Annotated in this window: 20 protein-coding genes and 1 pseudogene; 5 read left to right on the top strand and 16 right to left on the bottom strand. The window is 62.5% G+C overall.

The window, feature by feature from the left end; genetic code table 11:
* Positions 1-69: 69 nt before the first annotated feature.
* From E3328_RS18275 to E3328_RS18255, 6 genes are all read right to left on the bottom strand, one after another.
* Positions 70-1,044, bottom strand: coding sequence for an NAD-dependent epimerase/dehydratase family protein (locus E3328_RS18275; protein WP_135366070.1), 975 nt, complete (start codon positions 1,042-1,044; stop codon positions 70-72).
* A gap of 3 nt (positions 1,045-1,047) precedes the next feature.
* Positions 1,048-2,232, bottom strand: coding sequence for an NAD-dependent epimerase/dehydratase family protein (locus E3328_RS18270; protein WP_135366069.1), 1,185 nt, complete (start codon positions 2,230-2,232; stop codon positions 1,048-1,050).
* 126 nt (positions 2,233-2,358) lie between these two features.
* Positions 2,359-3,903, bottom strand: a complete 1,545-nt coding sequence (locus tag E3328_RS18265) for a sulfatase (RefSeq protein WP_135366068.1) — start codon at positions 3,901-3,903, stop codon at positions 2,359-2,361.
* A complete protein-coding gene (locus tag E3328_RS22765; RefSeq protein WP_281275813.1) occupies positions 3,900-4,028 on the bottom strand; it encodes a hypothetical protein in 129 nt (42 codons plus the stop codon). Before E3328_RS22765 ends, E3328_RS18265 begins: the two co-directional genes overlap by 4 nt.
* A gap of 66 nt (positions 4,029-4,094) precedes the next feature.
* Positions 4,095-5,270 (bottom strand): hypothetical protein, encoded by a 1,176-nt coding sequence (locus E3328_RS18260; protein ID WP_135366067.1) that lies wholly within the window; start codon positions 5,268-5,270, stop codon positions 4,095-4,097.
* Positions 5,271-5,318: 48 nt separating this feature from the next.
* On the bottom strand, positions 5,319-6,458 hold the full coding sequence (locus tag E3328_RS18255) for a glycosyltransferase family 4 protein (RefSeq protein ID WP_135366066.1): 1,140 nt from the start codon (positions 6,456-6,458) through the stop codon (positions 5,319-5,321).
* A gap of 71 nt (positions 6,459-6,529) precedes the next feature.
* On the opposite strand from E3328_RS18255, the gene E3328_RS18250 reads away from it, so the two are divergent.
* Complete coding sequence (locus E3328_RS18250) at positions 6,530-7,636, top strand: alkaline phosphatase family protein (protein ID WP_246023053.1); 1,107 nt, start codon at positions 6,530-6,532, stop codon at positions 7,634-7,636.
* A gap of 24 nt (positions 7,637-7,660) precedes the next feature.
* The gene (locus tag E3328_RS18245) at positions 7,661-8,752 is read left to right on the top strand and encodes a glycosyltransferase family 4 protein (protein ID WP_167837463.1); all 1,092 of its coding nucleotides are present in this window, start codon (positions 7,661-7,663) and stop codon (positions 8,750-8,752) included.
* Positions 8,753-8,775: 23 nt separating this feature from the next.
* Here E3328_RS18245 and E3328_RS18240 read toward each other — a convergent pair whose 3' ends face one another.
* Together E3328_RS18240 and E3328_RS18235 are read right to left on the bottom strand one after the other, a co-directional pair.
* On the bottom strand, positions 8,776-9,891 hold the full coding sequence (locus E3328_RS18240; protein WP_135366064.1) for a glycosyltransferase family 4 protein: 1,116 nt from the start codon (positions 9,889-9,891) through the stop codon (positions 8,776-8,778).
* Between the two features lie 33 nt (positions 9,892-9,924).
* On the bottom strand, positions 9,925-10,710 hold the full coding sequence (locus E3328_RS18235; protein ID WP_135366063.1) for a class I SAM-dependent methyltransferase: 786 nt from the start codon (positions 10,708-10,710) through the stop codon (positions 9,925-9,927).
* A 128-nt stretch (positions 10,711-10,838) separates the two neighbouring features.
* Here E3328_RS18235 and E3328_RS18230 point away from each other — a divergent pair.
* A pseudogene (locus E3328_RS18230) lies at positions 10,839-11,659 on the top strand (IS1595 family transposase).
* Between the two features lie 133 nt (positions 11,660-11,792).
* Here the strand turns inward: E3328_RS18230 and E3328_RS18225 are convergent.
* Entirely contained in the window at positions 11,793-12,632 is an 840-nt protein-coding gene (locus tag E3328_RS18225; RefSeq protein WP_167837462.1) for a glycosyltransferase family protein, read from the bottom strand.
* On the bottom strand, positions 12,629-13,480 hold the full coding sequence (locus tag E3328_RS18220; protein WP_135366061.1) for an FkbM family methyltransferase: 852 nt from the start codon (positions 13,478-13,480) through the stop codon (positions 12,629-12,631). The genes E3328_RS18225 and E3328_RS18220 overlap by 4 nt, the downstream gene beginning before the upstream one ends.
* 564 nt (positions 13,481-14,044) lie before the next feature.
* Between E3328_RS18220 and E3328_RS18215 the strand changes: the two genes are divergently transcribed.
* Positions 14,045-14,776, top strand: a complete 732-nt coding sequence (locus E3328_RS18215; RefSeq protein WP_167837461.1) for a class I SAM-dependent methyltransferase — start codon at positions 14,045-14,047, stop codon at positions 14,774-14,776.
* 19 nt (positions 14,777-14,795) lie between these two features.
* On the opposite strand, the gene E3328_RS18210 is transcribed toward E3328_RS18215, so the two are convergent.
* The 6 genes from E3328_RS18210 to E3328_RS18185 all read right to left on the bottom strand — a co-directional run bounded on the left by E3328_RS18210 (position 14,796) and on the right by E3328_RS18185 (position 22,272).
* Positions 14,796-15,800, bottom strand: coding sequence for a hypothetical protein (locus E3328_RS18210; protein WP_135366059.1), 1,005 nt, complete (start codon positions 15,798-15,800; stop codon positions 14,796-14,798).
* Between the two features lie 199 nt (positions 15,801-15,999).
* Entirely contained in the window at positions 16,000-17,793 is a 1,794-nt protein-coding gene (locus tag E3328_RS18205; protein WP_135366058.1) for an ABC transporter ATP-binding protein, read from the bottom strand.
* Positions 17,794-17,881: 88 nt separating this feature from the next.
* The gene (gene glmS, locus E3328_RS18200; RefSeq protein ID WP_135366057.1) at positions 17,882-19,690 is read right to left on the bottom strand and encodes a glutamine--fructose-6-phosphate transaminase (isomerizing); all 1,809 of its coding nucleotides are present in this window, start codon (positions 19,688-19,690) and stop codon (positions 17,882-17,884) included.
* A gap of 61 nt (positions 19,691-19,751) precedes the next feature.
* The gene (glmU, locus tag E3328_RS18195; RefSeq protein ID WP_135366056.1) at positions 19,752-20,951 is read right to left on the bottom strand and encodes a bifunctional sugar-1-phosphate nucleotidylyltransferase/acetyltransferase; all 1,200 of its coding nucleotides are present in this window, start codon (positions 20,949-20,951) and stop codon (positions 19,752-19,754) included.
* Between the two features lie 129 nt (positions 20,952-21,080).
* Complete coding sequence (locus tag E3328_RS18190) at positions 21,081-21,356, bottom strand: ribbon-helix-helix domain-containing protein (protein WP_135366055.1); 276 nt, start codon at positions 21,354-21,356, stop codon at positions 21,081-21,083.
* A gap of 55 nt (positions 21,357-21,411) precedes the next feature.
* The gene (locus E3328_RS18185) at positions 21,412-22,272 is read right to left on the bottom strand and encodes a CheF family chemotaxis protein (RefSeq protein ID WP_135366054.1); all 861 of its coding nucleotides are present in this window, start codon (positions 22,270-22,272) and stop codon (positions 21,412-21,414) included.
* 211 nt (positions 22,273-22,483) lie between these two features.
* Between E3328_RS18185 and E3328_RS18180 the strand changes: the two genes are divergently transcribed.
* Positions 22,484-23,569 (top strand): Gfo/Idh/MocA family protein, encoded by a 1,086-nt coding sequence (locus E3328_RS18180; protein ID WP_135366053.1) that lies wholly within the window; start codon positions 22,484-22,486, stop codon positions 23,567-23,569.
* The last annotated feature ends 67 nt before the right edge of the window (positions 23,570-23,636 follow it).

Here is a 23,636-nt window from a genome sequence, read left to right as displayed (position 1 = left end):
ACGTAACTGCCAGTACGCGATCGGTAGTTTCCCCACGACCACCGGGACCCTCAGCACGGACGCCGTCGGTCATCGCTCTTCGCTCGCGGTTTCGATCCCGGAGTCGGGGGCGACCTCGGAATCCCGAAACCGCGCGGCCAGGTCGCGGACGCCCTCGCGGAGGGAGTGTTCGGTCTCGAAGCCAGTCCCGTCCAGCCGGTCGAAGTTGACGTGGTAGGAGGGGCCGGGGTGTTCGTCTTCGAGGTAGGTGATGTCGACGGGGCCGACCTCGTCGCGGACAACCTCGGCGATCTCCTCGATGCGGTAGTTGCCGTCGTTCGACCCGACGTTGTAGACGGGCTCGTCCCACGCGTCGGGCTCGCAGACGGCGTGTTTGTAGGCACGGGCGGCGTCGTCGACGTGGACGAACGGCCGCCAGTTCGACCCGTCGCCGTACACCGTGAGGGGGCGGCCCGTCACCGCGCGGAAGACGAAGTGGTTGACGACGAGGTTGAACCGGACCGCCGGCGAGTAGCCGAAGTTGGTCGCCATCCGCAGGGCGGTGCCGGTCATGTCGTACTCGGCGCAGTAGTCGGCGAGCAGGTCCTCCGACTCGTATTTCGTCTCGGCGTAGGGGTTGATCGGGTCGGGGTCGACCGTCTCGTCGATGTCCGTGCTCGTCGCGCGGCCGTAGATGTTGCACGAGGAGGCGAAGACGACGTGGTCGACGCCGAGTTTGCCCGCGGCGGTGAGGACGTTCTCGGTGCCGTCGTAGTTGACGGCGAACGTCTCCTCGCGGCGGTCGTGGGTGCTCGCCGCACCCGTGATAGCCGCGAGGTGGACCACGCGGTCGACATCGCGCATCGCGCTCTCGACATCGCCGTACTCGCGCACGTCGCCCCGGCGGAAGTCCAGGCCGTCGTCGAAACAGCCGAACAGGGCCCGGGGCGACCCGGAGACGAGGCTGTCGAGGACGACCACCCGGTCGACGTCGTCGTCGGCCTGGAGTTTCGGGACGAGGTGGCTGCCGATGTAGCCACACCCGCCGGTGACGAGCACGTCCACGGGTTACTCCTCTTCGTCCCAGTCGTCGAGGACGCCCGGGAGGAACCGGTCCTCGTGGGCCTCGATGGTGTCGGCGTGCTGGGTCAGCGTCTCGAACACGTCGCGGATGCCGCCCTCGAACTCCTGGGCCTGGCCGCCGATGAGGTCGGCGTAGCGGTCGTTCTCGATCTCCATCTTGTGGGTCTCGTCCTCGTCGCGCGGGTTCTCGAAGTGCTCGACGGCCACGTCGAGGTCGAACTCGTCGCCGACCCCCGCGATGGTCTCGGCGATCTCGACGATGGAGATGGCGCGGGTCACCTGGTTGTAGACGGTCAGGTCGTCCGGGCGCTCCTCGTGGTCCTGCAGCGCGAGGTTCGCGAGGCCTTCGACGGCGTCCTCCAGGGAGATGAACGGCTTGCGCTGTTCGCCCTTGCCGTAGACGGTGACGGGGTAGCCCGCGACGGCCTGGGCGGCGAAGCGGTGGGCGACGGTGCCGAAGTAGTAGTCGAAGTCGAACCGCGTCTTGAGGCGGGGGTCCTCGCGGGTCTCCTCGGTCTCGGTGCCGTACGTGATGGCCGTGCGCACGTCCGAGATGGGGATGTCGAACTGCTGGTGGGCCAGCCGCATGTTCGCCGCGTCGTGGCTCTTGGTGAGGTGGTACCACGAGCCCGCCATCGCCGGGAACGGCACCTCGTCGCGCTCGCCGTCGTTCTCCATCACGGCGCCGCCCTCGGGGATGGGGAACTCCGGCGCGCCGTAGACGCCCGTCGTCGTCGTCTCGATGAAGTGAGTGTCGTTGAGGTCGTGCTCGTCCAGCCCCCACAGCAGGTTCCGCGTCGCCTGCATGTTGTTGTGCTGGGTGTAGTTGGCCCGCTCGCCGTTGATCTGCGAGTACGGCGCGGAGGGCTGGGCGGCCGCGTGGACCACCACGTCGGGTTCGTGGACCGCCAGCAGTTCGTCGACGAACGACTTCTCGACGAGGTCGCCCTCGACGAAGGACATGTTGCCGATGCCGAACACGTCCTCGGCCGCGTCGAGGCGCTGGTCGATGCCCGCGATGGGCGTCGCGCTCTTCGAGCCGACCTCTTCGACCCACTCGCGGCGGGCGAAGTTGTCGACGAGCAGCACGCGGTCGTCCGTCCGGTTCGCGATGCGCAGGGCGGTCGGCCAGCCGATGTAGCCGTCGGCGCCGGTGACGAGGATCGTCATGGGTTACTCAGATTGTGAGTAACTCCGCTAGGTTATATGTTTTTTCATCACCCGGGGTTCGGTGCTGTCGCTGGGTTCCCCAGGGAGAGCTGTCGGAATCAGGGCAGAGACGGCCGTATCAGGCGTTCACTCCTGCAGGTACCCGAGGTCTTCGAGGCGCTGGGCCGTCGTCTCGGACATCGCCGGGTCGCCATCGGGGTCGGCGTGGTCGAAGGAGGCGAGCCAGTCGTCGAGTACGTCGTCGAGGGAGTCGGCCCGGCGTGTGGCGTCGACGGATTCCTCGTCCGCCGTGTTCGCCTCGGCTGTCCCACCCGCCTCGGCTACCCCATCCGCGCCGGCCGTCCCGTCGGCGTCAGTCGAGAGCAGGTCCACCGTCTCGTCGGGGTCGGTCGCGAGGTGGTAGCACTCGCGCGACCCGTCGGACCCGCGAATCAGCTTCCAGTCGTCGCCGCGGACGGCGCGCAGCGACCGGTCGTACCGGCGCACGTCGTCGGGGAGGCGGTCCACCCGCTCGGCCAGCGCCGCCATCGACGGCTGAGGCGCGAGGTACTCGGCGAAGACGTGCTCTCGCTGTCCGCTGCTGTCGGCGAGCAGCGACTCGCCCTGTGCCTGGTCGCGGAACGCCGGCGCGTCCACGTCGACGGCGTCGAGCAGCGTCGGTGCGAGGTCGGTCAGCGACACCAGTCGCTCGTCGCGTCCCCCGTCGAACGGCCCGCCGTGGACGACCAGGGGCACGTGAAGGAGCGTCTCGTAGAGCGCGTACTGGTGGTCCATCAGCCCGTGGTCGCCGATGTTCTCCCCGTGGTCGCCCGTGACGACGAACACCGTGTCTTCCCACTCGCCGGCCGCCGCGAGCGCGTCACGAAGTTCGGCGATCCGGTCGTCGAGGTAGGCGATCTCGCCGCGGTAGAGGGCGCGCAACGCCGCGAAGTCCTCCTCGTCGAGGTCGAGGTCGCCCGCGACGTGCGACCACGCGTCCTGCGGGACGGCCATCGCCTCCTCGTAACTGGTCCCGTCCGGGAGGAACCGCTCGGTCGTCTCGCGGGGCGGCCGGTACTCCAGGTGGGGTTCGAGGTAGTTGACGAACAGGAAGAAGGGTCGGTCGCCGCCGCGGTCGGCGAGCCACTCGCGGACCCATCGGTTCGTCCTGCGCGCGCCGCTGTCCTCGCGCTTGCGGAAGAACTGCCCGTAGACCGCGTTGAGCGCGTTGACAAGCGGGTTGCCGTCGAACAGCGACCGGGCGAGCGCCCGGAGTTTCTCTCTGCCCTCGTTGGTGCGCGCGACGGGCCCGAGGTCGGTGTCGGCCTGGAGGTACTGCCAGGTCTTGCGGAAGCGCTCGAACCCCCGGGCGAAGCCGAACTCGTCGCTGATCCAGGTGTTGTTCGAGACGGCGACGGTCTCGTAGCCCGCCCCCGCGAACGCCTCGGCCAGCGTCGGGCGGTCGTCGTCGAGGTATTTGTGGTCGGCGTGGGCGCCGTGTTTCGACGGGTAGGTGCCCGTGAACAGCGACGCGTGCGACGGGAGCGTCCACGGCGCCGGCGCGACCGCGCGGTCGAACCGCGTGCCGTCCGCGGCCAGCGATTCGAGTTCCGGCGCGACGGTTTCGGTCTCCGGGAACACGTCCCGGTAGCGGGCCGTGTCCATCACCACGACGACGACGTTACGGGTCACTGTTGCTCACCCGTCGCGATGGACATCTCGAACAGCAGCGTGTCGGCGGTGCCAGACTTCGCCAGCCGGACCGGGCCGAGCGACTGGGCACACCCAGTCTCGCGAACGACCGGTCCGACAGTCATCGTTCGCCATACGTCCGCTCAGCCCCCTAACGATGTCGGTCGGATCGGAGCGAGTCGGCAGCGCGATCAGTGAAGCCGTTCGAACCGCTCGGCGAGATCGACGCGCTCGGCGACGCCGACGCCGGCGAACAGGAAGAGCACCCAGAGGAACATCTGGCGCTGTCGGACGTTCGCCCCGACGTTCGCGTTGACCAGCCCGTAGAGCATCGTCCCGACGACGAACGCTGCGACGAGTGCAGCGGTCGTCCGCTTCGAGCGTCGCCACAGGACCGGGACGCCGAAGACCGCGAAGCCCGCCGCGACGACGTTGCCGACCGCCTGGGCGAACACGACGGCGTCGGCCGCCTGCTCAACCATCCAGGGGAACGGCGTGAACAGGAAGTAGATTGCGCCAACGGGTGCGAACGTGACCGCTTTCGGGATCGTGTCCGGGAGGAATCCAGGGAGATAGACCGTCCGACCACGGCTCCGGCGGCGGCGCTTGACGACCAGGAAGTCGAGCGCCGATCGAACCGTCGGTCGGGCGACCGTGAGCGCAATGAGGGCACTGAGACCTGTCGCGGCGGCGAGTCGAACCCGGGAGAGGAGATCGCGGTATCCGACCGCGACGCCTGCCCCGATCGCGAGCCCGTACAGCGGCAGGTTCTCCCACCGGACGATCGATATCACGCCCAGAACTGCCAGACCCGCGACGAGTCGAGCAGTTCCGTCCGGGGCCCATCCCGGCCCGATATCGTTCGGAATCCACGCAGGGGCGGACACGGCACCACTCAGCAACACCGTCGCCCAGACGAGCCCCGCGAGGACGAACGACTCCCGAAGGACGGTGCTATGGATGAAGACGAAGCTCGGATAGCAGATGATCGGGAGCGCGGCGACGACGCCGGCCTCACGGGAGTGGAGCGCGCTGGTGAGGCGATAGAGCCCGTAGACGGCGAGTGCGCCGAGGAGGGCGACGAACAGTCGTCCGTACAGCCGGTTGGGGCCCGGAAGCAACCACAGCGGCGAGAGAAAGAATCCCCAGAGCGTGGTGACGCGGTTCGGATTCGTGGGGATCTGTGGGAGGGTCCCGGATGCGAGTACCGCTGCCGTTTCGGCCGCACTGGCGGCGAAACTCCCGGCGTCGGCCTCATCGTAGGGATTCAGTGACGTGAAGAGAGTGATCCCGACGCCGACGAGACGCGCCCCGAGGGCCGCGAGAAAGACGCCGACACCGAGCCGTCGGGTTCGCTGAGCAGTCATTCGTTTCAGTACCTCCAGCGCAGACTGATAAAAACAAGTGCAGGCCCGCTATTCGCCGACAAACGCGGAGAGGATCCGCTCGTACTCGTCGACGACCGAATCGAGCGAGTAGCGTTCGCGCATGTACGTCCGGCTCGACCGCCCAATTTCCCCTCTCGTTTCGGGGTCCGAGACGAGTTGCTCGACGATCCGAACTAGCGCCCGCTCATCACCGGCGAGCCGACCTAGATCCGGTTCGGACGCCGACAGCAGTCCATCGAGGTCGAACGAGAGCGAGACGATCGGAGTCTCGTAGCGCCAGGCTTCGAGGAACGTGTTCGGAAACCCCTCGTTGCGCGACGTGTTGACGAGCAACGACGCGCGTCGGTAGTACCGATGGATCTCGTCGGGCGGGACGGCGCCGAGAAAGTCGAGATTGGAGATGTCGGCCGCCGCTCGTCGGAGCTGGTCGTGGTACGCTACCCCGGGAACCGGCTGGGAGATCATCACGAACTCCGTTTCGGACAGCGTGCGGGCGAGTTCGAGGAACGCCGCCGGACGCTTCTGATCGGGGTCGCTACTACCGACCCAGAGGACGAACTCCCGGTCCGTCGGCGGTACCACGGCCGATTCCGGCGGGAGATCGTATCCGTTCGGGATCACGGAGCTCTCTCGGCCGAAGCCGTCGCGGAGCGAATCAGCTTGCGCCTCCGACTGGGCCACGATCGTATCGGCCCTCCGAAGGGCCCATCGATACCCCCGTCGAACGAACCCTCGATACCGGTCCTTCAGCTGGTCCGGGTCGACGTCGGCGTCGTTGGCGACGCAAAACAGGAACCGACGGTCGAGTATTCGACAGCAAAGGGCGGTCGCAGTCGCGAGACGCGGCGCGCCTCGGACGTAATAGACACTCGCATCTGCCCGCTTGAGCGCCTGATACAGTCGCCACCAGGCCGCCGGAACGCCTTTCGGTCCGTCGAGAGAACGGGGGCACCCCGTGAACACGCGTATGCCCTCGACGAGTTGCTCGTCGGGTTGGCCGAAATCCCCCACGACGAATCCGACCTCGTATCCACGGTCACGGAGTTCGGAGGCGATCAGATACTGCTGACGCTGGGCGCCCCCCGCAGGCCGGTCGCTGTCGGGATCCAGATACCGGTATGCGCGCGCCGAGACGAAACAGATATCCAGCGGCTCCTTCGTGTTCATCGCCGTGGCGCGGTTGCTGTTCCGGACGACGCGCCGGGACGGATCTCGTCGTCGTTCACCGGGTCGCACAGATGACCAATCCGGTAACTGCCCGCAGTCGGAGAGTCACACACGATCCACCGATAGTCGGTCGACTCGTATGTAGCTTTCCGCCGCACCTGTCGACTGTCTCGGCCGCGTCGCGGGTCGTTCGGCGTCTCCGGTACGGGACGAGAACGGGAGTTGGATATAAACCGACGAGGGTACTCTATCGGCGTATGTATTCCCGGGCACAGGTCGAACGAGCGCTCCGGACGCCGTCGTTACTTTTTCGCGAAGCGAACCGTCTCTATCACCGGCGGCTGAACCGAAGGGCGTACAATACCGCTGGGGTCGACGTGTTCGCGGAAGACTGGGATACGCTGGTTCTCCTCGACGCCTGCCGATACGACATGTTCTCCGGACAGTCGGAGCTGGCCGGACGACTCGAGAGCCGTCGCTCACGCGGGTCCAGTACGCAGGAGTTCCTCCGCGGGAACGTCCAGGACAGAACGCTGCACGACACGGTCTACGTCACCGCGAACCCACAGCTGTACTGGCATCGTGACTGGTTGAACGCCTCGTTTCACGCGGTCGAACACGTCTGGATGGAAGACGGGTGGGACGAGCGGTACGGGACCGTCCTCCCCGAGACGACGACCGCCCGCGCGCTCGAAGCCGCCGAGACGTATCCGAACAAGCGGTACCTCGTCCATTACATGCAGCCACACTACCCGTTTCTGACCGACGCAGACGAGTCGTTCGCGGTGGACCACTCGTTTCTCGACCCCGACGAGGCGGGGTTCTGGAACCGGGTGATGACGGGTGAACTCGGGGCCGACCCGGACGAGGTCTGGCGCGCGTATCAGTCCACGCTCGACCGGACGCTACCACACGTCGAACGACTGCTGGAGGGGCTCGACGGAAAGTCAGTCGTCAGCGCCGACCACGGGAATATGGTCGGCGAGCGCGCACGTCCGTTCCCGATCCGAGAGTGGGGACATCCGCGGGGTATCTACACCGACCAACTGGTCGAAGTCCCGTGGCTCGTTGTCGACGGCGACCGGAGAACGATCGTCAGCGAAGCGCCGGCCGAAACGCGGGCCGAGGTCGCCGACGAGGTGGTCACCGACCGCCTCGAACAGCTCGGGTACGCCTGACACATGCGGGTCGCTTACCTCACGGTGTTCCAGTTCGAAGACGACGAGGGACGATACGGACGGATGCACGACGTTTTCGAGGGGCTCGAGACGTGTCAGCCCGGATTCGACTGGCGGATATTTTCACTCATCCGGGAGGACAGAGAGGTAGCACTCTCCGCGCTCGGATTAGACGCCGAGGACCTCTGGGCCAGTCGAACACACAACGTCGAGGCGCTCGTCTCCGCCCCGAAGGTCCTGCGTCAGCTGTTGTCCTACCGACCGGATCTCGTCCACGTACTGACGGCGCGCCCCGTCGAGTCGACCCTCACTCGAACGGTCGCAGAGCGACTCGATATCCCGGTCGTCTGCGGTCCGAACGTCGGCGGGTGGTTCCCCGCGCGACCGAACCACCTCTGGGAGGACTCGACCGGGGACCGCCTCCGAAACCGACTCAACTACCTCGCGAACCGAGCGTCGATCAGGCTGACCGATCCCGACCGCCTGCTGGCGTTCAGCGACTACCACAGGACGATGGTTCGCTCCGCTCGAGCCGCGACCCCCATCGAGGTGCTCCGACCCGGCGTCCATCCCCGATTTGCCCCGGACGCGAGCGTTCCACGCGAGACAGATCTGCTCTACGTCGGCGATCTCTCCGACCGAAAGGGGTACTCGATCTTCGTCGATGCACTGGAGCGACTCGACGGGAAGCGGTCCCTTCGCGTCGATATTGTTGGCGGAACGCCGGACCGGAAACCTCGGTTCGAGACGATAGACGCGAGATACCACGGCTTCGTTCCGCGGGCCGAACTACCGAGATACTACAACCGGGCGAACCTGTTCGTCTGTCTGTACGCCGACGAAATGGGCCCGAACACGCTCATCGAATCGCTCTCGTGTGCCACACCGGCGCTGGTCAGCGAACAGAGTAGCCTCACTGAATACCTTCGAGGCGGCAACGGGGTTCGGTGTGAACGGTCGGACATCGACGATGTCGTCGAAGCGGTCCGGTCGTGTCTCGAAGACCCTCAACGACTGATCGAGAACGCTCGTCGCGTCGCCCCGTCGTACGAGATCTGTCGCACGGTCGAACAACTCGAGACGATCTATCGCTCGGAGACCGACACCTGGCCCTGAGGAGAGGCCGAACGGCCGAGGAGTCATCGGGTCGACAGTGCTGCCTCGATGGCGGCCGCGTACTTCCGTGCGGCCGCATCTATCGTGTAGTTCTCCTCGAACCCAGTTTGACTGTGCTGCGAGAGCCGCAACCAGAAATCCGGGTCAGACGCGAGCCGTCGACAACGGTCGACGAGCGTCTCCAGATCGTTCGTCGCGGTCATAGCTTCCTCGCCGGTGTGTAAGTATCTCTCCGGGTCGACGGACAGACTGACCACCGGCGTTCCCTGACGCCACGCCTCCAGAAACGTATTGGGGAACCCTTCGTAGGCGGATGTGCTGATCACGGCGCGAGCCTGGCGGTACTCCGAGTGGATCTCATCTGGCGGAACAACCCCGAGATACTCTACGTTCGGTAACGACTCCGCGCGGTCGACGACGGTCCGGGCGTACTCGCCGTATCCCTCGGCAGGTCCCGCGACCCGGAACGATTCCGACGGGAGCCGTTCGGCGATGTCGAGCAGCAGATGCGGACGCTTCTGATCCTCGTCCAGACGGCCGACCCACAGGAATCCGTCCCGGTCGTCAACAGCAGGTGGCTCCTCCGCAGTGGGATAGCCGTTGGGAACGACGTGCGCTTCGACACCGTACTCGGACTGCATTCCGCGCGCCTGCCGCTCCGTCTGTGCGACGACCGCGTCGCTGTTACGGACTGCATGGCAGTAGAGCAACCGGACGGGAGCAGGAAGCGTCGCCGGTTCCTCGGAGATATGCGAGTCGTTCGCGAGGTTGAACATCCACCGCGACCCGAGGAGCCGAGCCATGGAGTATGTGAACGGAGCAGCTCGGAGGAATCCACGGTGCGCGTAGACATCGGCATCCGCCCGCCGCATCGCGTCCCACAGTAGCAGCAAATGTTTGACCGGCTGCAGAACACTCTGTCGGTCTTGCAGCGGGTACGCTCGATGCAGTATCACGCCGTCACGCCGTTCACGCTCAGGCTGATCGAAATCGCCAACGATCACGTGAACGACAAAGGATTCAGACAGTGCTTTGCTGAGAAGATAGATCTGGCGTTCAGCACCTCCGCCCTGAAATCCGGAATCAGGATTAAAGTAGCCGTACGATTTAAGCGAGACGAAACAGACCGCCCGTGTCATTCGTCACCGCATAGATCCAGCCAGCATATATCTCTACGCTTCCCGTTCCATCCGGAGAACGAACGTGCTTCCGGTGAGATACGCGGCCGGATAGTTCGAGAATAGTCGCCGACCGACGGATCCTAACGCAGAGAGATAAGATACCCACTTCAAATCCCGTCTGACGAACCCGTGCTCGGCAAGCAGCTGATTCCAGAGGGCCGGCGACTGATGTTTCTCCCACTCGATCGTCTCCGCGAACGGATTCGTGAGTCCAACATCTGCCCACGCGTTTCGGCGCGTGACATCGGCGACGACGAGGTCTCCTGACGGCGCCGTCGCCGACCGCAGTTCAGCGAAGATTCCGTGGTAGGTTTCTCTAGCCACTTGTGACCGGTGAAGGTCGACACACGCTTCCTCGTCAAGGTGATTGATCACGTTGTGTAGAACGACGACATCAAACCGATCTTCGGGCACGTTGTATTCCTGAAAGGTCGTCTTCTCCGGCTCTATGGACGGATACTCGGCCGCAACCGCCTGCAGCGTCTCAAACATCCCCTGGGCACTCCCATCCAATTCGGGTTCAAGTGCGATCACCTCGCTAGCCCCTCGGTGTGCCGCGTACGCGCTGTAGAGACCACTCCCGGCGCCGACATCCAGAACCCGGTTAGACTCGAAGTCGACGGTATCGAACAAGATGTTTAGTCGCGTTTGCAAACGGTCACACGTCGTCGACACCGGCTGGACCAGACGGCCCGCTATCGACGACGGGTTTGGGTCAACGATCCCCTGTTCAACGAGGGCCTCATGGAACGACTCGAAGTCCCGTTCCGACGACACGCATCTCGGTTGGTCTCATATCACCATGATAGTTCTGATGCGCACTTGGGTAGAAGATTGTTGGTCAGCTTGCAGTAGCTGAAAGTCGTAGCGGACAAGGGTGACGGGTTCGCGCCACCCGACGAAGCATGATTCCACTCAAGCTGTTCGTCTCGGAGCGTCGCGCCACAAATCTGCTGGTACAGATCCGCTGGCATGACGAAGCTATCGGGTGTTTCAATGGTATCGCTGTAAGAATTGCGACCGCACATTCAACGACAAGACTGGCACGGTCTTCAAGCATTCCTCGGTCGCGCTCAGAAAGTGGTTTCTCGCTGTCTACATCCAGTTCAACACCAGTCTTTGGCAACTGGACGTGGAAACCGATATCTCCTCCAAGAGATGAACCGGCGCGTCCAGCGCTTCTTGCGAGCGCTGAACGCGCCTAAGCCACAGTTAGATGGCCCGGTTGAGCTTGACGAACTGTACGTCAAACCAGACTCAAGGGCCGCGAGGGCGACGGACAGTCGCGCTCGCGTGGGCTGTCGACACGCGGACGTGGAAAATATAGATGACAAGCCGCCTGTGTTCGTTCTGGTTGATTGGGAAACGAACGACTGCTACGTGTTGCCAGCGAAATCCACCGAGGAATCGACTATTCGTTCCTGTTCACCAACACTGAGCAGGAGTCGATGACGATCTATACGAATTTCGGGCATACGACCCGCTAGAGGTCAACGACGAGTTTGACCGCGATTTGTCGCCACGGCGACGGGGAATACGTTGATGGACATGTTCACGTCAACACCTGCGAGAGCCACGCGTCGCTGGCACGGCGGTGGCTCTCGCCGCATCAAGAAGTCTCAAAAGGCAAGCTCACACTTACTTCAGAGCGGTTCAACTTCGTCAACACGTCCGCCGTAAACCCAGCGAAGAAGTACTCAAAACGATGCTCGAAACCGTGCTATGACGCCACCAATAATAGCTTTCCCATGACCGTTTCACGATTAATTAAAGATCATCCGGATATAGGCAGGATACTTCGTCCGATCAACTGGATCCACAGAGGCTGTGATCCACATGAAGCGGCCCCTGATCGGTAATCAGTCGGTTCCAAGTAGGCGTTCGACGAGAAACCCCGGTGCCCGTCGAAGTGTTGCCACGATCCCTTCTTGCCTGATCTTTCGCTCGATCCGATACCGAAGCGTTGCTACGTTTCTGACGGTGAATATCGGTTTGCCGCTGTACGAGTGTTCCCGATACGTTCGGAGCCGAGAATGGCGGTTCAGTTCGTCCGCCGCCTGTTCAAGGCCGGCGGGATGGCGGCCGTGGACGATCTTGACTTCGTTTGCGACAGCACCTCTGTTCGGGATCCGTACGTTGTACTCCTGTGGTAGAGTGAACCACCTGACATCGCTGTCCCATAGTGCGCGAACGAACGCAGGCTGATCGACCGGACGGTCCTGTTCAGCCAACTCCGCTCTGTAACGTTGCTGCCAGTCGTTCAGCAGTTCACGCGTCTCAGTAGTGTCACGATAAGCAATGACACCGCAATTATAGAGGTGCCACGGCTCTGGCAGATCCGAAAGCTGCGGTTTGGCCGGAGTTCTCGCTATCGCCAAGTCGTACTGTTCAAGCAGGTCAAACAATTCAGAGATATCGTTGCACACGTATGTGTCACTATCCAGATACAACGTCTTCTCGTACGGACTCAGATCTGGACCTATTGTGGAGTCTATCAACCACGTGCGGTCCTCGATAGTTTCCTGGCTAGCCTGGTCAAGTTCGATCACTCGATCGAACGGATCCAGGTCGTAGTCCTCTGAATCGGTTGCCAGTGTGATATCGACTGTCGGCATCTGTTTGCGGACTGACGCCGCCGATTGGACCGCTTCCCGAACGAATTGTTCTCCGACCGCCATGTAGAGTACGCCACGACTCATTGTGTATCCCCCTGGACGAAGTAGTACATCGGCCGATTGTGTTCAAACTCGATCGAATCGCTATCGACATGACTCGGGGAGGTTTCGGCGATATACTGGTAGTCATCACACGCTGATTCGAGTAACCGGATCACCTCTTCTGGCGGTTCCGAGAGCTTTTCAGGGTGAACTTCGACTATACCCGCTACGTATTCATTGGGGGCAGACAGCAGATCGCGGAGGATATCGAGTTCCGCTCCTTCGGCATCGATTTTGACGAATACGGACGATAGTCCGCGTTCTTCGATAAAATCCGACAGCGAAACACTTTGCTTTTCAACAGTTTCGAACCCGTCGATTGCTGATATGGAGTTTCGTTCAGATCCATCACGGTTACTCGTGTAGAGGTCGACGACGCTGGTTTCTTCGGCGACCACCTCTGGCCGAACATGAGTGTCGAACTCGTTTTCCTCAACAACGCGTTTCAGCACGTCTCGGTTGTAATCGTCCGGTTCGAAAGCGTATACGTCGATCTTCCTGTTCAACAGCTCAAAAAGAACGGTGTACGTACCGAAGTGTGCACCGACATCGATCACCGCGTTGACCCGCTCGTTCACTTCCAACAGGTCAAGCGGTATCTGTTCCGTTGTGACAATACCATCCGGCACCAATCCTGAAAAGGCACCAGCTGATTCGACGGTATAGTACACCTGAACCGTCCGATCTCCGAAACGATACGTATAGTAATTGATGCCAGAGACACACCTGCCAGCCCAGTAGAGGTGTCTAATTTGTTTATAGACCGGAACGAGGAATGGTTTCACCCAGTCAGGGAGTATCTGTCCAGCAGTGTTAGTGATAGCCGTCATGTATGTACGACCGGAAACGACCCGAAGTCAACTCCTCGGGATACTGTTCTAGCGAGTGGTGAACTTCGTCCGTTACCGAACCAGCGCCTCCGTCATCGAACTAATGAGTGTCGTACGTATTAGTAGTATCCCATCGCTCAAAGCTGTTCCCAGAATTCAGACTCCGTTGAGCCATCCGTCTAGGATACTAGTGTAGACCGAAGACGATCCGTCAAGTTACCGTAAACCCACCAAATAGTATGTTAGGAGTGTGCGCAACTGTTCAATGCGCTAGAAGGTACGACATCCTGACGACCGATCACGGTGAATTCTGGGATAGACGACTCGTTCTGTGGGTTATCCCCGTTGGGGTCTTCATCGGGCGTCTGGACGCCGCAACTCTGTATTGTACCCCGGATCTCTCATCCCGCAGTCCGTGATCAGACTCAGATCACTCACCCGTAGAACAAATTCCGCCGGTCTAGCACACGACTCAACATGGACTGCGAGCCCTTGGATATAAATAATAGATTCAAAGAAGTATTTCCAATGAGATTGCTAACGCGCGCATTGAAACGATATCGTATGGGAGGAATCACATCTCTCCTGAAAGGAACGTTCAACTTCATCCGGTGGCGATTACAATCGGTTTTTCGAGAAGTTCTTCGCGCAATAAAAAACCGATTTTATACTTATACTGATAAGTCCCGGATCACTTCACCAGATACTGTCTACAGCGAGGAGTACTATGCTAAACGGAAAAGCGACGAGTGGCATGCCGATGCCGAGCAAATCGCGGTAACACTCGATGAATTATTCGAGCCGGACTCAGTGATAGACTTCGGTTGTGCGATCGGCCAACATCTAGAGTATTTTCACGATCAGGACATGACGATCTACGGCGTCGAAGGTAGCGAAAAGGCACTCGAGCACGCGGTCGTGCCCCGAGAACATCTTGAGCAGTTTGATCTTCGCGATCCGTATTCATCGGCTCAAGAGTATGATTTGGCACTTTGCATCGAAGTCGCTGAACACCTTGCAGAGCCGTACTCCGAAACACTCGTTGATACAGTTACCGATGCGGCACCTGTCGTGTTTTTCACCGCGGCTACGCCAGGACAAAGTGGAAGACACCACGTTAATGAACAACCCCGATCCTACTGGATCGAGAAATTCAATCAGCGTGGCTACGAGTATGACGAAGCGACTGTACGGACGATCCGCGATGAGTTGTCTCTAGAGGTCACAACCGAAATACCCGAAAACGTGTTCGTGTTTAAACAGTCAAACTCTGATACAGATCAATGTCAAAATTAACATAGCAATTCTTCACAACTCATTTATATCCAAGAGAACGGAGTCGCTTCTCGATCTTTTCTCGGTCAGCTGGACTGCTCTGTTTAGGCGCTTCTGAGATCACCTGCTTCCGATTCTCACCACCGAATTTAAGCCACGGAACGACACATAACTCAGTTGTTCGATAGCCGCTCGGGTGTTCCCAACGCTCACGGCCGAAAGGATAAATTGGGTCACCTAATAGTTCTCCATGATCAGACGTGATGGCTGTTTTCCCCGGGAGCGTATCTATGAGTGGAAGACATTCATTAATTACAAGTTGAAGCGTCTCCCGATAAGCACACCGGATCTCCTCACGAGTAACACCTTCCCGCAACATGTCCCGGTATGACGCCGTCTCGATATCTCTGGGTTTGACCTCTGTATAGTCGCGTCCTGGGTCTAATCCACCTATCGTCTTTCCGGTTCGGCGCTTGATTGCGTTTGCTGTTCTCCCGAGAAACGGTGCATGCGGCTGGAGAAAATGGATCAATAGCCGCTTGTCGGGATACGTTTCGGCCGCTTCTAAAGCTGCTTTGCGAACCGTTTCTGGAGGGATTGTCTGTGTTTCAGCCTCCCACTCATCAAGTAAGGAAATAGTATCGTAGAAAATCGGTGCGCCTTCTTCGTTTTTGGCCAAAAATTTCAGAACTTGGGGGTTTGCAGTTACATACACCACATCGTGTAAGCGGATATTTCTAAACGTACGTTGTAAGAACTCAGGTGTCTTTGAGCCGAGTGTTATCCGCTTATCTATAATAGAAGGTTGGAAAGGGGAGATACGGCGGAACTCATCATAGCGACATGCATCTAATAGCAAAAGATTATCCCACTCTTTGTCAAGGATTGAAGTTCCTGAACCGTGCCGGATGTTCCAATAAAAATTGTACGAGTGGCGAATAGGACCGTGCTCCAAACGACGGAGTGAGCTTGATAATATATTTTTGTCTGATGATAGAATACATCCATTACTATTCATAGATCTGACCCGTCCCAGAAGATCCATCGTTGTGTGTATTTGCTTGTGTGTATTTGAAACATAGGGATGGGATTTTATGCAGTCCTCTGACTCCCGAGTAACGACTACACGTTCCACTTGACGACCGCAAGATTGAGATAACACTATCGAATTCTGGATTCGAAACGTACGAAAATTATAGTAGCGCGTTAACCGATTTTACCGACAATACGGTGCCGAATACGGGCTATTGGGCACTCCGGGTCTGAGACTCATAGAGGTCGGCGTATTTCCCGCCAGACTTGATCAGTTTCTCGTGACGACCCGCCTCCAAGATCTCACCGTCTTCCATCGCGTAGATCCGATCAGCATTCCGGACCGTAGAGAGCCGGTGGGCCACGACGACCAACAGACAGTCCCGGCCCATAGACTCAATGCCGTCGTGAACCCGTTCCTCAAGCGTGGTGTCCAGATCGCTGGTCCCCTCGTCAAGTATGAGTATGTCGGCGTCTTTCAGCACCGCACGGGCGATAGCGATCCGCTGACGCTGACCCCCCGAGAGACGGACACCGTCGTCCCCTAACACCGTGTCATAACCGTTAGGTAACTCATCTAAGAACTTCGTCACCTGTGCTATCTCACAGGCGCGTTCGATCTCGGCCTGCGAGGCGTCTCGGTCACCGACGGTCACGTTGTACCGTAGCGTCTCGTTGAAAATGAACGGCTGCTGTCGAACCACAGCAACGTGTTCACGCCACTCGCGCACGTCAAAGGTGTCGATGGGCGTCCCGTTTGCAGTGATTATCCCCGAATCCGGTTCATAGAGGCGCGACAACAGCGAGACAATTGTCGATTTTCCCGCACCAGACGGACCGACGAAGGCGACGAATTCACTGTGCTGGACCTCGAAGGAAAGGCCCCGGACGACCGTTTCGTCACTTTCGTAGCCGAACGTAACGTCCTCGAACGCGATCGCGTCGATCCGGTCGGGCACCAGTTCAGCCTCGTCCCGCGGTTCTGCCCGCACGGCGAGTTCGTCGATGAACGATTGGGTCCGGACGAGATGGGGGAGGTCACTCTCGATTTGATATACCAGATTGTTCAGCGTGCTCGCTCGGGGTGCAAGACGGAACATCGCGAACAAGAACACGCCCAGCGCCGCAAACGAGAGTTCCACGAGCTCAAGCGCGACATAGATGAGGAGAAAGACCGTGATCGCGATAGCTAGCTGGTAGATGTTATCGAGCGCGGCCTCGTTGCGCCGCAGCGTGACCCGTTCGAGGGTCAGACTGTCGGCAGCCTCGCAAAACCGCTCGAACAGTTCTGGCTCCAGACCGAACAGCTTGACATCCCTGATGCCTTGGGTCCCGGCCTGTGCGGCTGCCTGGATCCGCTCATTAGCCTCAGCGACCCGGTCGCCGACCGCGTAGCCCGATTCAACCGCGTACCGCGAGACGAGCGCGACTACCCCGAGCACCAGCACCGACCCGAAGGTCAACAGCGGCGCCATCGCGAGCGCAACTGCGCCGTACATTGCGGTCAAAAAGCCCTGCTGGACCAGTTTGACCAGCCGGGTGATCGACCGACCGGCGTACTCCGACTGGGTGACGATCGCGTTTAAAATCTCGTCGGAACCTTCGTCGTCGAAGTACGCTGCTTCGGCGTCCAGAGCGTGGTCGAATGATTCGACTTTGAGATACCGGACATATTTCGTCCGAAGCGCCGCTTGCAGCCACGACACCAGGAAACTCGACGTGTACCGAGCGGTCATGACTAGAGCAACCCCGACGACCACGTACTCCAGCGTGAACGGGATCCCCAGCGTCTCGTATCCGGTGATGAACCACTCCAAGTACTGGCCCCTACCCTCGGCATCGCCACGGGCGAGTTCAATGATAGGCAACAGGAAACTCAGGCCGATCCCTTCGAACACTGCCGCAAACACACTCAGAGCGACGATCGCGGCTGTAGTTAGGGGTCGGAACTGAGCGACGCGATAGATGGCTCGCAGCTTTGCTCGCCGAGAAAGCTTCTCAGTCATCGTTCGGATTCAGGCCGGTACCCGCGGCTTTCCTGAAATTCGACGATGGAGCTATAAAACCACCACGATCTGGTATTAATTATGATAGCTACTCTACCGTCACGCTCTTCGCTAGATTCCGCGGCTTGTCGATCGACCGCCCCAGCTCGTCCGCCACGTAGTAGGACACCAGTTGCAACTGCACGTTTGCCAGCACAGCCGCAGCCTGCGGATGCGTCTCGGGCACCTCCAGCACGTGGTCAGCGTAGCGCTCCACGTCGGACTGCCCGTCCGTAACGGCCACCACGGGCGCGTCGCGAGCCTCGACTTCCTTCACGTTCCCGATGGTCTTGCGGGCCATCTCGCCGTCACCAGTCACGACAGCGAACACCGGCGTATCCTCCGTAACCAAAGCCAGTGGCCCATGCTTCAGCTCGCCCGCAGCGAAGCCCTCGGCGTGCTTGTAGGTGATCTCCTTCATCTTCAGCGCGCCCTCCAGCGCGACCGGGTACTGCAGGCCGCGGCCGATGAAGAAGTAGGCGTCGCTGTCGACGTAGGTCTCCGCGACGGCCTCCGCCTGCGAGTCGTCGAGGATCGCCTGGATGTTGCTCGGCAGGTCCCGCAGCGCGCCGATGATGTCGCGCGTCCCGTCGACGCGGGTCGTCCCGAGCGTGAACAGGTTCAGCGCGGCCAGTTGCGACGCGAACGTCTTCGAGGCGGCGACGCCGATCTCCGGGCCGGCCCGGATGTACAGCGCGTGGTCGCACTCGCGTGCCACCGTCGACCCGACCGTGTTCGTCACCGCGAGCGTCCGGGCACCCCGCTTGCGGGCCTCCCGGAGCGCCGAGAGGGTATCCGCAGTCTCGCCGCTCTGAGTCACACCCACCACGAGCGCGTCGCCGATGGGCGGCGGCGAGGTGGCGTACTCGCTGGCGAGGAACGCCTGGGCGGGGATCCCCGCGTTCTGCAGCAACTGCGCGCCATAGAGCGCGGCGTGGTAGGAGGTGCCGCAGGCGACGAACTGGACGCCTGTCGGCGACAGGTCGCCCAGGTCGCCGATGTCGACCGTCGCGGCCATCTCGTCGACCCGCCCGCGGAGACACTGCCGGATGGCCCGTGGCTGCTCGTGGATCTCCTTGAGCATGAAGTGGTCGTAACCGCTCTTGCCGGTCTCCTCGGGGTCCCAGTCCACGGTGTCGACGTCCTTGTCGACCGTGTCGCCGTCGACGTCCGAGACCCGCCAGCCGTCCGCCGAGAGCGTCGCGAACTCGCCGTCGGCGAGGTAGACCACCCTGTCGGTGAAATCGCGGAACGCGGGCACGTCGCTTGCGAGGTAGTAGGCCGGGTCGGACTCCTCGTCGGCGTCGTCGATCCCGAGCACCAGCGGCGAGTCGTTGCGCGCCGCGTAGATGGTGTCGTCGCCCGAGACGACGACTGCCACCGCATAGCTCCCTTCCAGCCGCGAGATGGCCTCGCGGACGGCGCCCTCGTTGTCCAGCCCGTCGGCCAGCGCGTCCTCGACGAGGTGGGGGACGACCTCGGTGTCGGTGTCGCTCTTGAACGTGTGGCCGGCCGCGACGAGTTCGTCCCGGAGCGACTGGTAGTTCTCGATGATCCCGTTGTGAACGACGGCCACGTCGCCCGAGCAGTCGAGGTGCGGGTGGGCGTTGGCGTCTGTCGGCGGGCCGTGGGTCGACCAGCGGGTGTGGCCGATGCCGGCCGCGCCGCCGATCGAGCGGGATTCGAGCGCCTCCTTCAGGTCCTCGATCTTCCCGGATTTCTTGCACACGTCGACGCGCTCGCCCGAGAGGGCGACGCCCGCCGAGTCGTAGCCGCGGTACTCCAGTTTCGAGAGGCCGTGGACGAGCACGTCAAGCGTCTCGTCCTCGCGCCCCACACACCCGATGATACCACACATTAGCGAGTCACCTCGTTCCGTTCGGTTTCACGCCCGTCCGCCGCAGGTCCACCGCGTCCGTTCATCGAACCACCTCCGCGTCGCCGGCGATCGTGCCGCTCGCGCGGACGCTGGTCCCGATGTGCGCGTCGGGGCCGACGAGCGTCCCTGGGGCGAAACTCGCGTCGCCCTCGGCGGTCACGCGGTCGGCGACGACCGCGCCCAGCCGCTGGTCCTCGAACACCTCGCGGCCGACGCGCACGTCGGCGGGGCCGCCCGGGACGACCGTCCCCGCGCCGAGAGTTACGTCCTGGCCGGTGACGGCGTCGATGAGCGTCGAGCCCGACTCGACGCGCGTGTCCGTGTCGAGGACGGAACTCCGGACGGTCGCGTTCGCGCCCACGGTCACGTTCTGGCCCAGTGCCGCGCCGGGGCCGACCACTGCACCGGGGCCGACCTCGCAGTCGGGGCCGACCACGACCGGACCCTGCAGGACGGCGGCGTCGTGGACGGTCGCCGCGGGGTCGACCCACACGTCGGCGTTGCGGTCGCCGCGAGCGGGCTCGTCGACGTGGCCGCGGGCGAGCACCTCGTCGGCCACCGCCAGCAGGTCCCAGGGGTAGGTCGCGTCGACCCACATCCCCTCGGTCCGCACCCCGCGAACCCGTCCCTCGTCCATCAGCCGACCGATCGTGTCGGTCAGCGCGAGCTCGCCGTCCGAGCGGTCGGTCGCGTCGATCGCGTCGAACACCGAGGGCTCGAAGGCGTAGACGCCGGCGTTGATCAGCCGGTACTCGTCGGTGTCGGGCTTCTCGACGAGTTCGGCCACGTCGCCCTCGTGGAGGACGACCGCGCCGTACTGGCTGGTCTCGGGCCGTTCGAGGACGGCCATCGAGGGCTCGCCGCTGTCCTCGAACTCCCGGACCACGTCGCGGACGATGTTGGCGTCGATGACGCGGTCGCCGTTGACGACCAGCGCCGGCCCGTCGACGGCCTCGCGGGCCTGCAGGAGGGCGTGCCCGCTGCCGAGCTGCTTGCGCTGGGTGACGTACTTCAGGTCGACCCCGTCGTAGGTCGGCCCGAAGTGGTCCTGCACCCGCCCGCGCCTGTACCCCACCACGACCACGATCTGCCGCACGTCGGCCGCGACCAAGGCGTCGAAGACGTACTCCAGGATCGGCCGGTTGGCCGCCGGCAACATCGGCTTGGGCCGGTTGCGGGTCAGCGGCCGCAGCCGCGTCCCCTCACCCGCCGCGAGGACCACCGCCGTATCGATGCTCATACGTGTTCGTCGTCGCCTGCCACTTTCAACTTTCTGGGCGGCGGATACGACGCGTAGTCTGGTAGAGTCGCCTCGTTCAGAATCGGCCGATCCCCGCGTCCGGATTCCCGTGACCGACCTGTTCAGTCGTCACCTTGCGTCTATTCCATACATCTCCCGCATCTCGTCGCTCGGAGTCCCCTCACCTTCGTCGAACTGTGCTTCACTGATCGCCAGATCCTTCCAGACACCTGCACCCTCGGGATGGTTCACCGAGTCACGTAGCGCGTATCGGATGAATTCGCTTCGGCTGTTGAATCCACGCTCGCGCCACGTCTCGTCGACCACATCGAGAAACGAACGCGAGATTCGGAGGTTAATCCGGTCGATCTCGGGATCGTTCCCGTCCGAACCGGTTTTCGACATACGAGCGTACGTCGGACGCACACACACGAAACACTACTGCCGCTCTCGGTAATCGCTACTGCTCGCCCATCGTGTCGCCGGCGACTGACCGCCCGCGGGCGGTCATCTCGACCTCGGTGCGCTCGCGGACCACCTCGATCACGTCGAGTTCGATGAGTCGGTCGTAGATCTCCTCGATCTCCTCGACCTCGCTGTCGACGAACTCGGGGATCTCGAACGGCGAGACGCCCGAGTGCAGCGCCATGACGACCTGTTTCTCGACGGGGCCCAGGTCGAGGTCGGCGCGGTTGCGCTCGACGCCCTCCTCGAGCACCTGCGAGAGGACCGACAGGTCGTACGGGTCGCCGGTGACGTGGGTCTCGACGCTGATCTCCCCCTGGCTGTGTTCGACCTCGATGACGCGGCGCTGCTCGCCGGCGGCCTGGCGTTCGTCCTCCTCGACCTCGCCGATGTCGTCGCGCTCGATGACGACGCGCTCGCCGTCGGCCAGCGCCAGCCGGATGTCGTCGTCGGTGATGCGGATGCGCGCTTTCGTCCAGTCGGTGCCCTGGACGACGCCGCCCTCGACGGCCGGGTGGTCGACGTAGAGGACCTCGCCGTTGAGACAGGCGTGGTAGAAGTCCGTCTCGAACTCGTCGTGGTCGGCGCCCGAGACCAGCACCACGTCCTCGCCGACGTGGAGACCGAGGTAGCTTGCGACGCTCGCGGCCCGCTGGTTCACGTCGTAGCGCTGCCCGATCTCGTCGATCTCCGCGAGCGGGACGGTTAGCTTCTCCTCGGCGACGAGCACCAGCCGCTCCGTGGTCAGGACGATCCGACAGGACTGCCAGTCGGCGTCGTCGCGCTCGCGCCCGTCGGCGACGGCCTGCATGTACCGCCCCTGCATGTCCGTCACCTTCTTCTCCGAGTTGCTCATGGGACCGCAGTTGTCGGCGCTTCCCGGTCGCCCGCCATAGGCGTTGCGGGCCGATTATCGCCTCCCGAAATCGGTCGGCCCGGCTGGCACCCGAACCCGCCAGCGGCCTCCGACCCCACAGCGGAGTCGGCGTCGCGCTCGCGCGGAGTGACAGCCGGAGCAGGCCACCGCGGCCCAAAGGCTCATCCGCCGTCCAGACGGGATCACAGCTATGACAGACGGACAGCAGACGGTGCGCCTCGGCGTCGTCGGACTCGGCTTCATGGGCCAGACACACGCGACCAACGCCGCGGAGTTCGGCCACGAGGTCGTCGCGGGGACGGACGTGGTGGCCGACAGCCGCGACGAGTTCGCCCGCGAGTTCGGCGCGACGACATACGAGGACGCCGACGAGATGTACGAACGCGAGAATCTGGACGCGGTCGTCGTCTCGACGCCCAACGCCTTCCACGAGGAGTCGGTCGTCGGCGCGCTCGAACGCGGCTACGACGTGCTCTGCGAGAAGCCGCTGGCCGACGACCTCGACGCCGCCGAGCGCATCGCCGCGGCCGCCCGCGAGGCCGAGGGCTTCTGCATGGTCAACTTCCACAACCGGGTCTCGACCGCGGCGGAGGTGTTCACCGGCTACCGCGACGACGGCCGGTTCGGCGACGTGACCCACGTCCAGGCCGACTACGTCCGCTCGCGGGGCATCCCCGGCGTCGGCTCGTGGTTCACCAACGAGGAGCTGTCGGGCGGCGGCGCGGTCGTCGACATCGGCGTCCACGCCATCGACTTCGCGCTGTACCTGATGGACTTCCCGCCCGTCGAGGAGGTGTTCGCCGTCACCCGCACGGAGTTCGGGAACCGGGAGGACTACGCCGACCCCGGCGACTGGTACGACGAGACGGAGGAGGCCGTCTTCGACGTGGAGGACTCGGCGACGGCGATGATCCGCTGTGCCGACGACCGCACGGTCTCCCTGGAGGTCGCCTGGGCGGCCAACCAGCAGCCCTCACAGGAGTTCGTCGTCCGCGGGACCGACGCCGGGGCGCGCCTCGACCTCGGCGGCGAGGAGTTGCACCTGATCGAGTCCGGTCGTCAGGGCACCGATCACGTGATGGAGGCCGAGCTGGCCGACGGGTCGCTCGACCACACCGGCTGGGAGGGCAACGACAGACGGTTCCTGGAGGCCGTCGCCAGCGGCCAGCCGCCCGCGGAGAGTACGGTCGAGGAGGCGCTGACCGTCCAGCGCGTCATGGACGCGATCTACCGGTCGGCCGAGGCCGGGACGTGCGTGAGTGTCGACGACGAGTGAAAGCGAGGCAAACTGAAGACCGGCCTACAGCCTCGTTTGCTCATCGCGCCGCTGATGAGGTTCCGAC

Source organism: Halosimplex halophilum (assembly GCF_004698125.1).
Lineage (GTDB): Archaea > Halobacteriota > Halobacteria > Halobacteriales > Haloarculaceae > Halosimplex > Halosimplex halophilum.
This window is presented reverse-complemented; position numbering and strand designations above follow the sequence as displayed.

Excerpts from the sequence above, each read along its gene's own strand:
- E3328_RS18250 (WP_246023053.1), top strand. The coding sequence starts at position 6,530 with ATGACCAATCCGGTAACTGCCCGCAGTCGGAGAGTCACACACGATCCA.
- E3328_RS18240 (WP_135366064.1), bottom strand. The coding sequence starts at position 9,891 with ATGACACGGGCGGTCTGTTTCGTCTCGCTTAAATCGTACGGCTACTTT.
- glmU (WP_135366056.1), bottom strand. The coding sequence starts at position 20,951 with ATGAGCATCGATACGGCGGTGGTCCTCGCGGCGGGTGAGGGGACGCGG.
- E3328_RS18270 (WP_135366069.1), bottom strand. The coding sequence starts at position 2,232 with ATGACGATCCTCGTCACCGGCGCCGACGGCTACATCGGCTGGCCGACC.
- E3328_RS18215 (WP_167837461.1), top strand. The coding sequence starts at position 14,045 with ATGGGAGGAATCACATCTCTCCTGAAAGGAACGTTCAACTTCATCCGG.
- E3328_RS18180 (WP_135366053.1), top strand. The coding sequence starts at position 22,484 with ATGACAGACGGACAGCAGACGGTGCGCCTCGGCGTCGTCGGACTCGGC.
- E3328_RS18220 (WP_135366061.1), bottom strand. The coding sequence starts at position 13,480 with ATGACGGCTATCACTAACACTGCTGGACAGATACTCCCTGACTGGGTG.
- E3328_RS18205 (WP_135366058.1), bottom strand. The coding sequence starts at position 17,793 with ATGACTGAGAAGCTTTCTCGGCGAGCAAAGCTGCGAGCCATCTATCGC.
- E3328_RS18185 (WP_135366054.1), bottom strand. The coding sequence starts at position 22,272 with ATGAGCAACTCGGAGAAGAAGGTGACGGACATGCAGGGGCGGTACATG.
- E3328_RS18210 (WP_135366059.1), bottom strand. The coding sequence starts at position 15,800 with ATGGATCTTCTGGGACGGGTCAGATCTATGAATAGTAATGGATGTATT.
- E3328_RS18190 (WP_135366055.1), bottom strand. The coding sequence starts at position 21,356 with ATGTCGAAAACCGGTTCGGACGGGAACGATCCCGAGATCGACCGGATT.
- E3328_RS22765 (WP_281275813.1), bottom strand. The coding sequence starts at position 4,028 with ATGACTGTCGGACCGGTCGTTCGCGAGACTGGGTGTGCCCAGTCGCTC.
- glmS (WP_135366057.1), bottom strand. The coding sequence starts at position 19,690 with ATGTGTGGTATCATCGGGTGTGTGGGGCGCGAGGACGAGACGCTTGAC.
- E3328_RS18225 (WP_167837462.1), bottom strand. The coding sequence starts at position 12,632 with ATGAGTCGTGGCGTACTCTACATGGCGGTCGGAGAACAATTCGTTCGG.
- E3328_RS18260 (WP_135366067.1), bottom strand. The coding sequence starts at position 5,270 with ATGACTGCTCAGCGAACCCGACGGCTCGGTGTCGGCGTCTTTCTCGCG.
- E3328_RS18255 (WP_135366066.1), bottom strand. The coding sequence starts at position 6,458 with ATGAACACGAAGGAGCCGCTGGATATCTGTTTCGTCTCGGCGCGCGCA.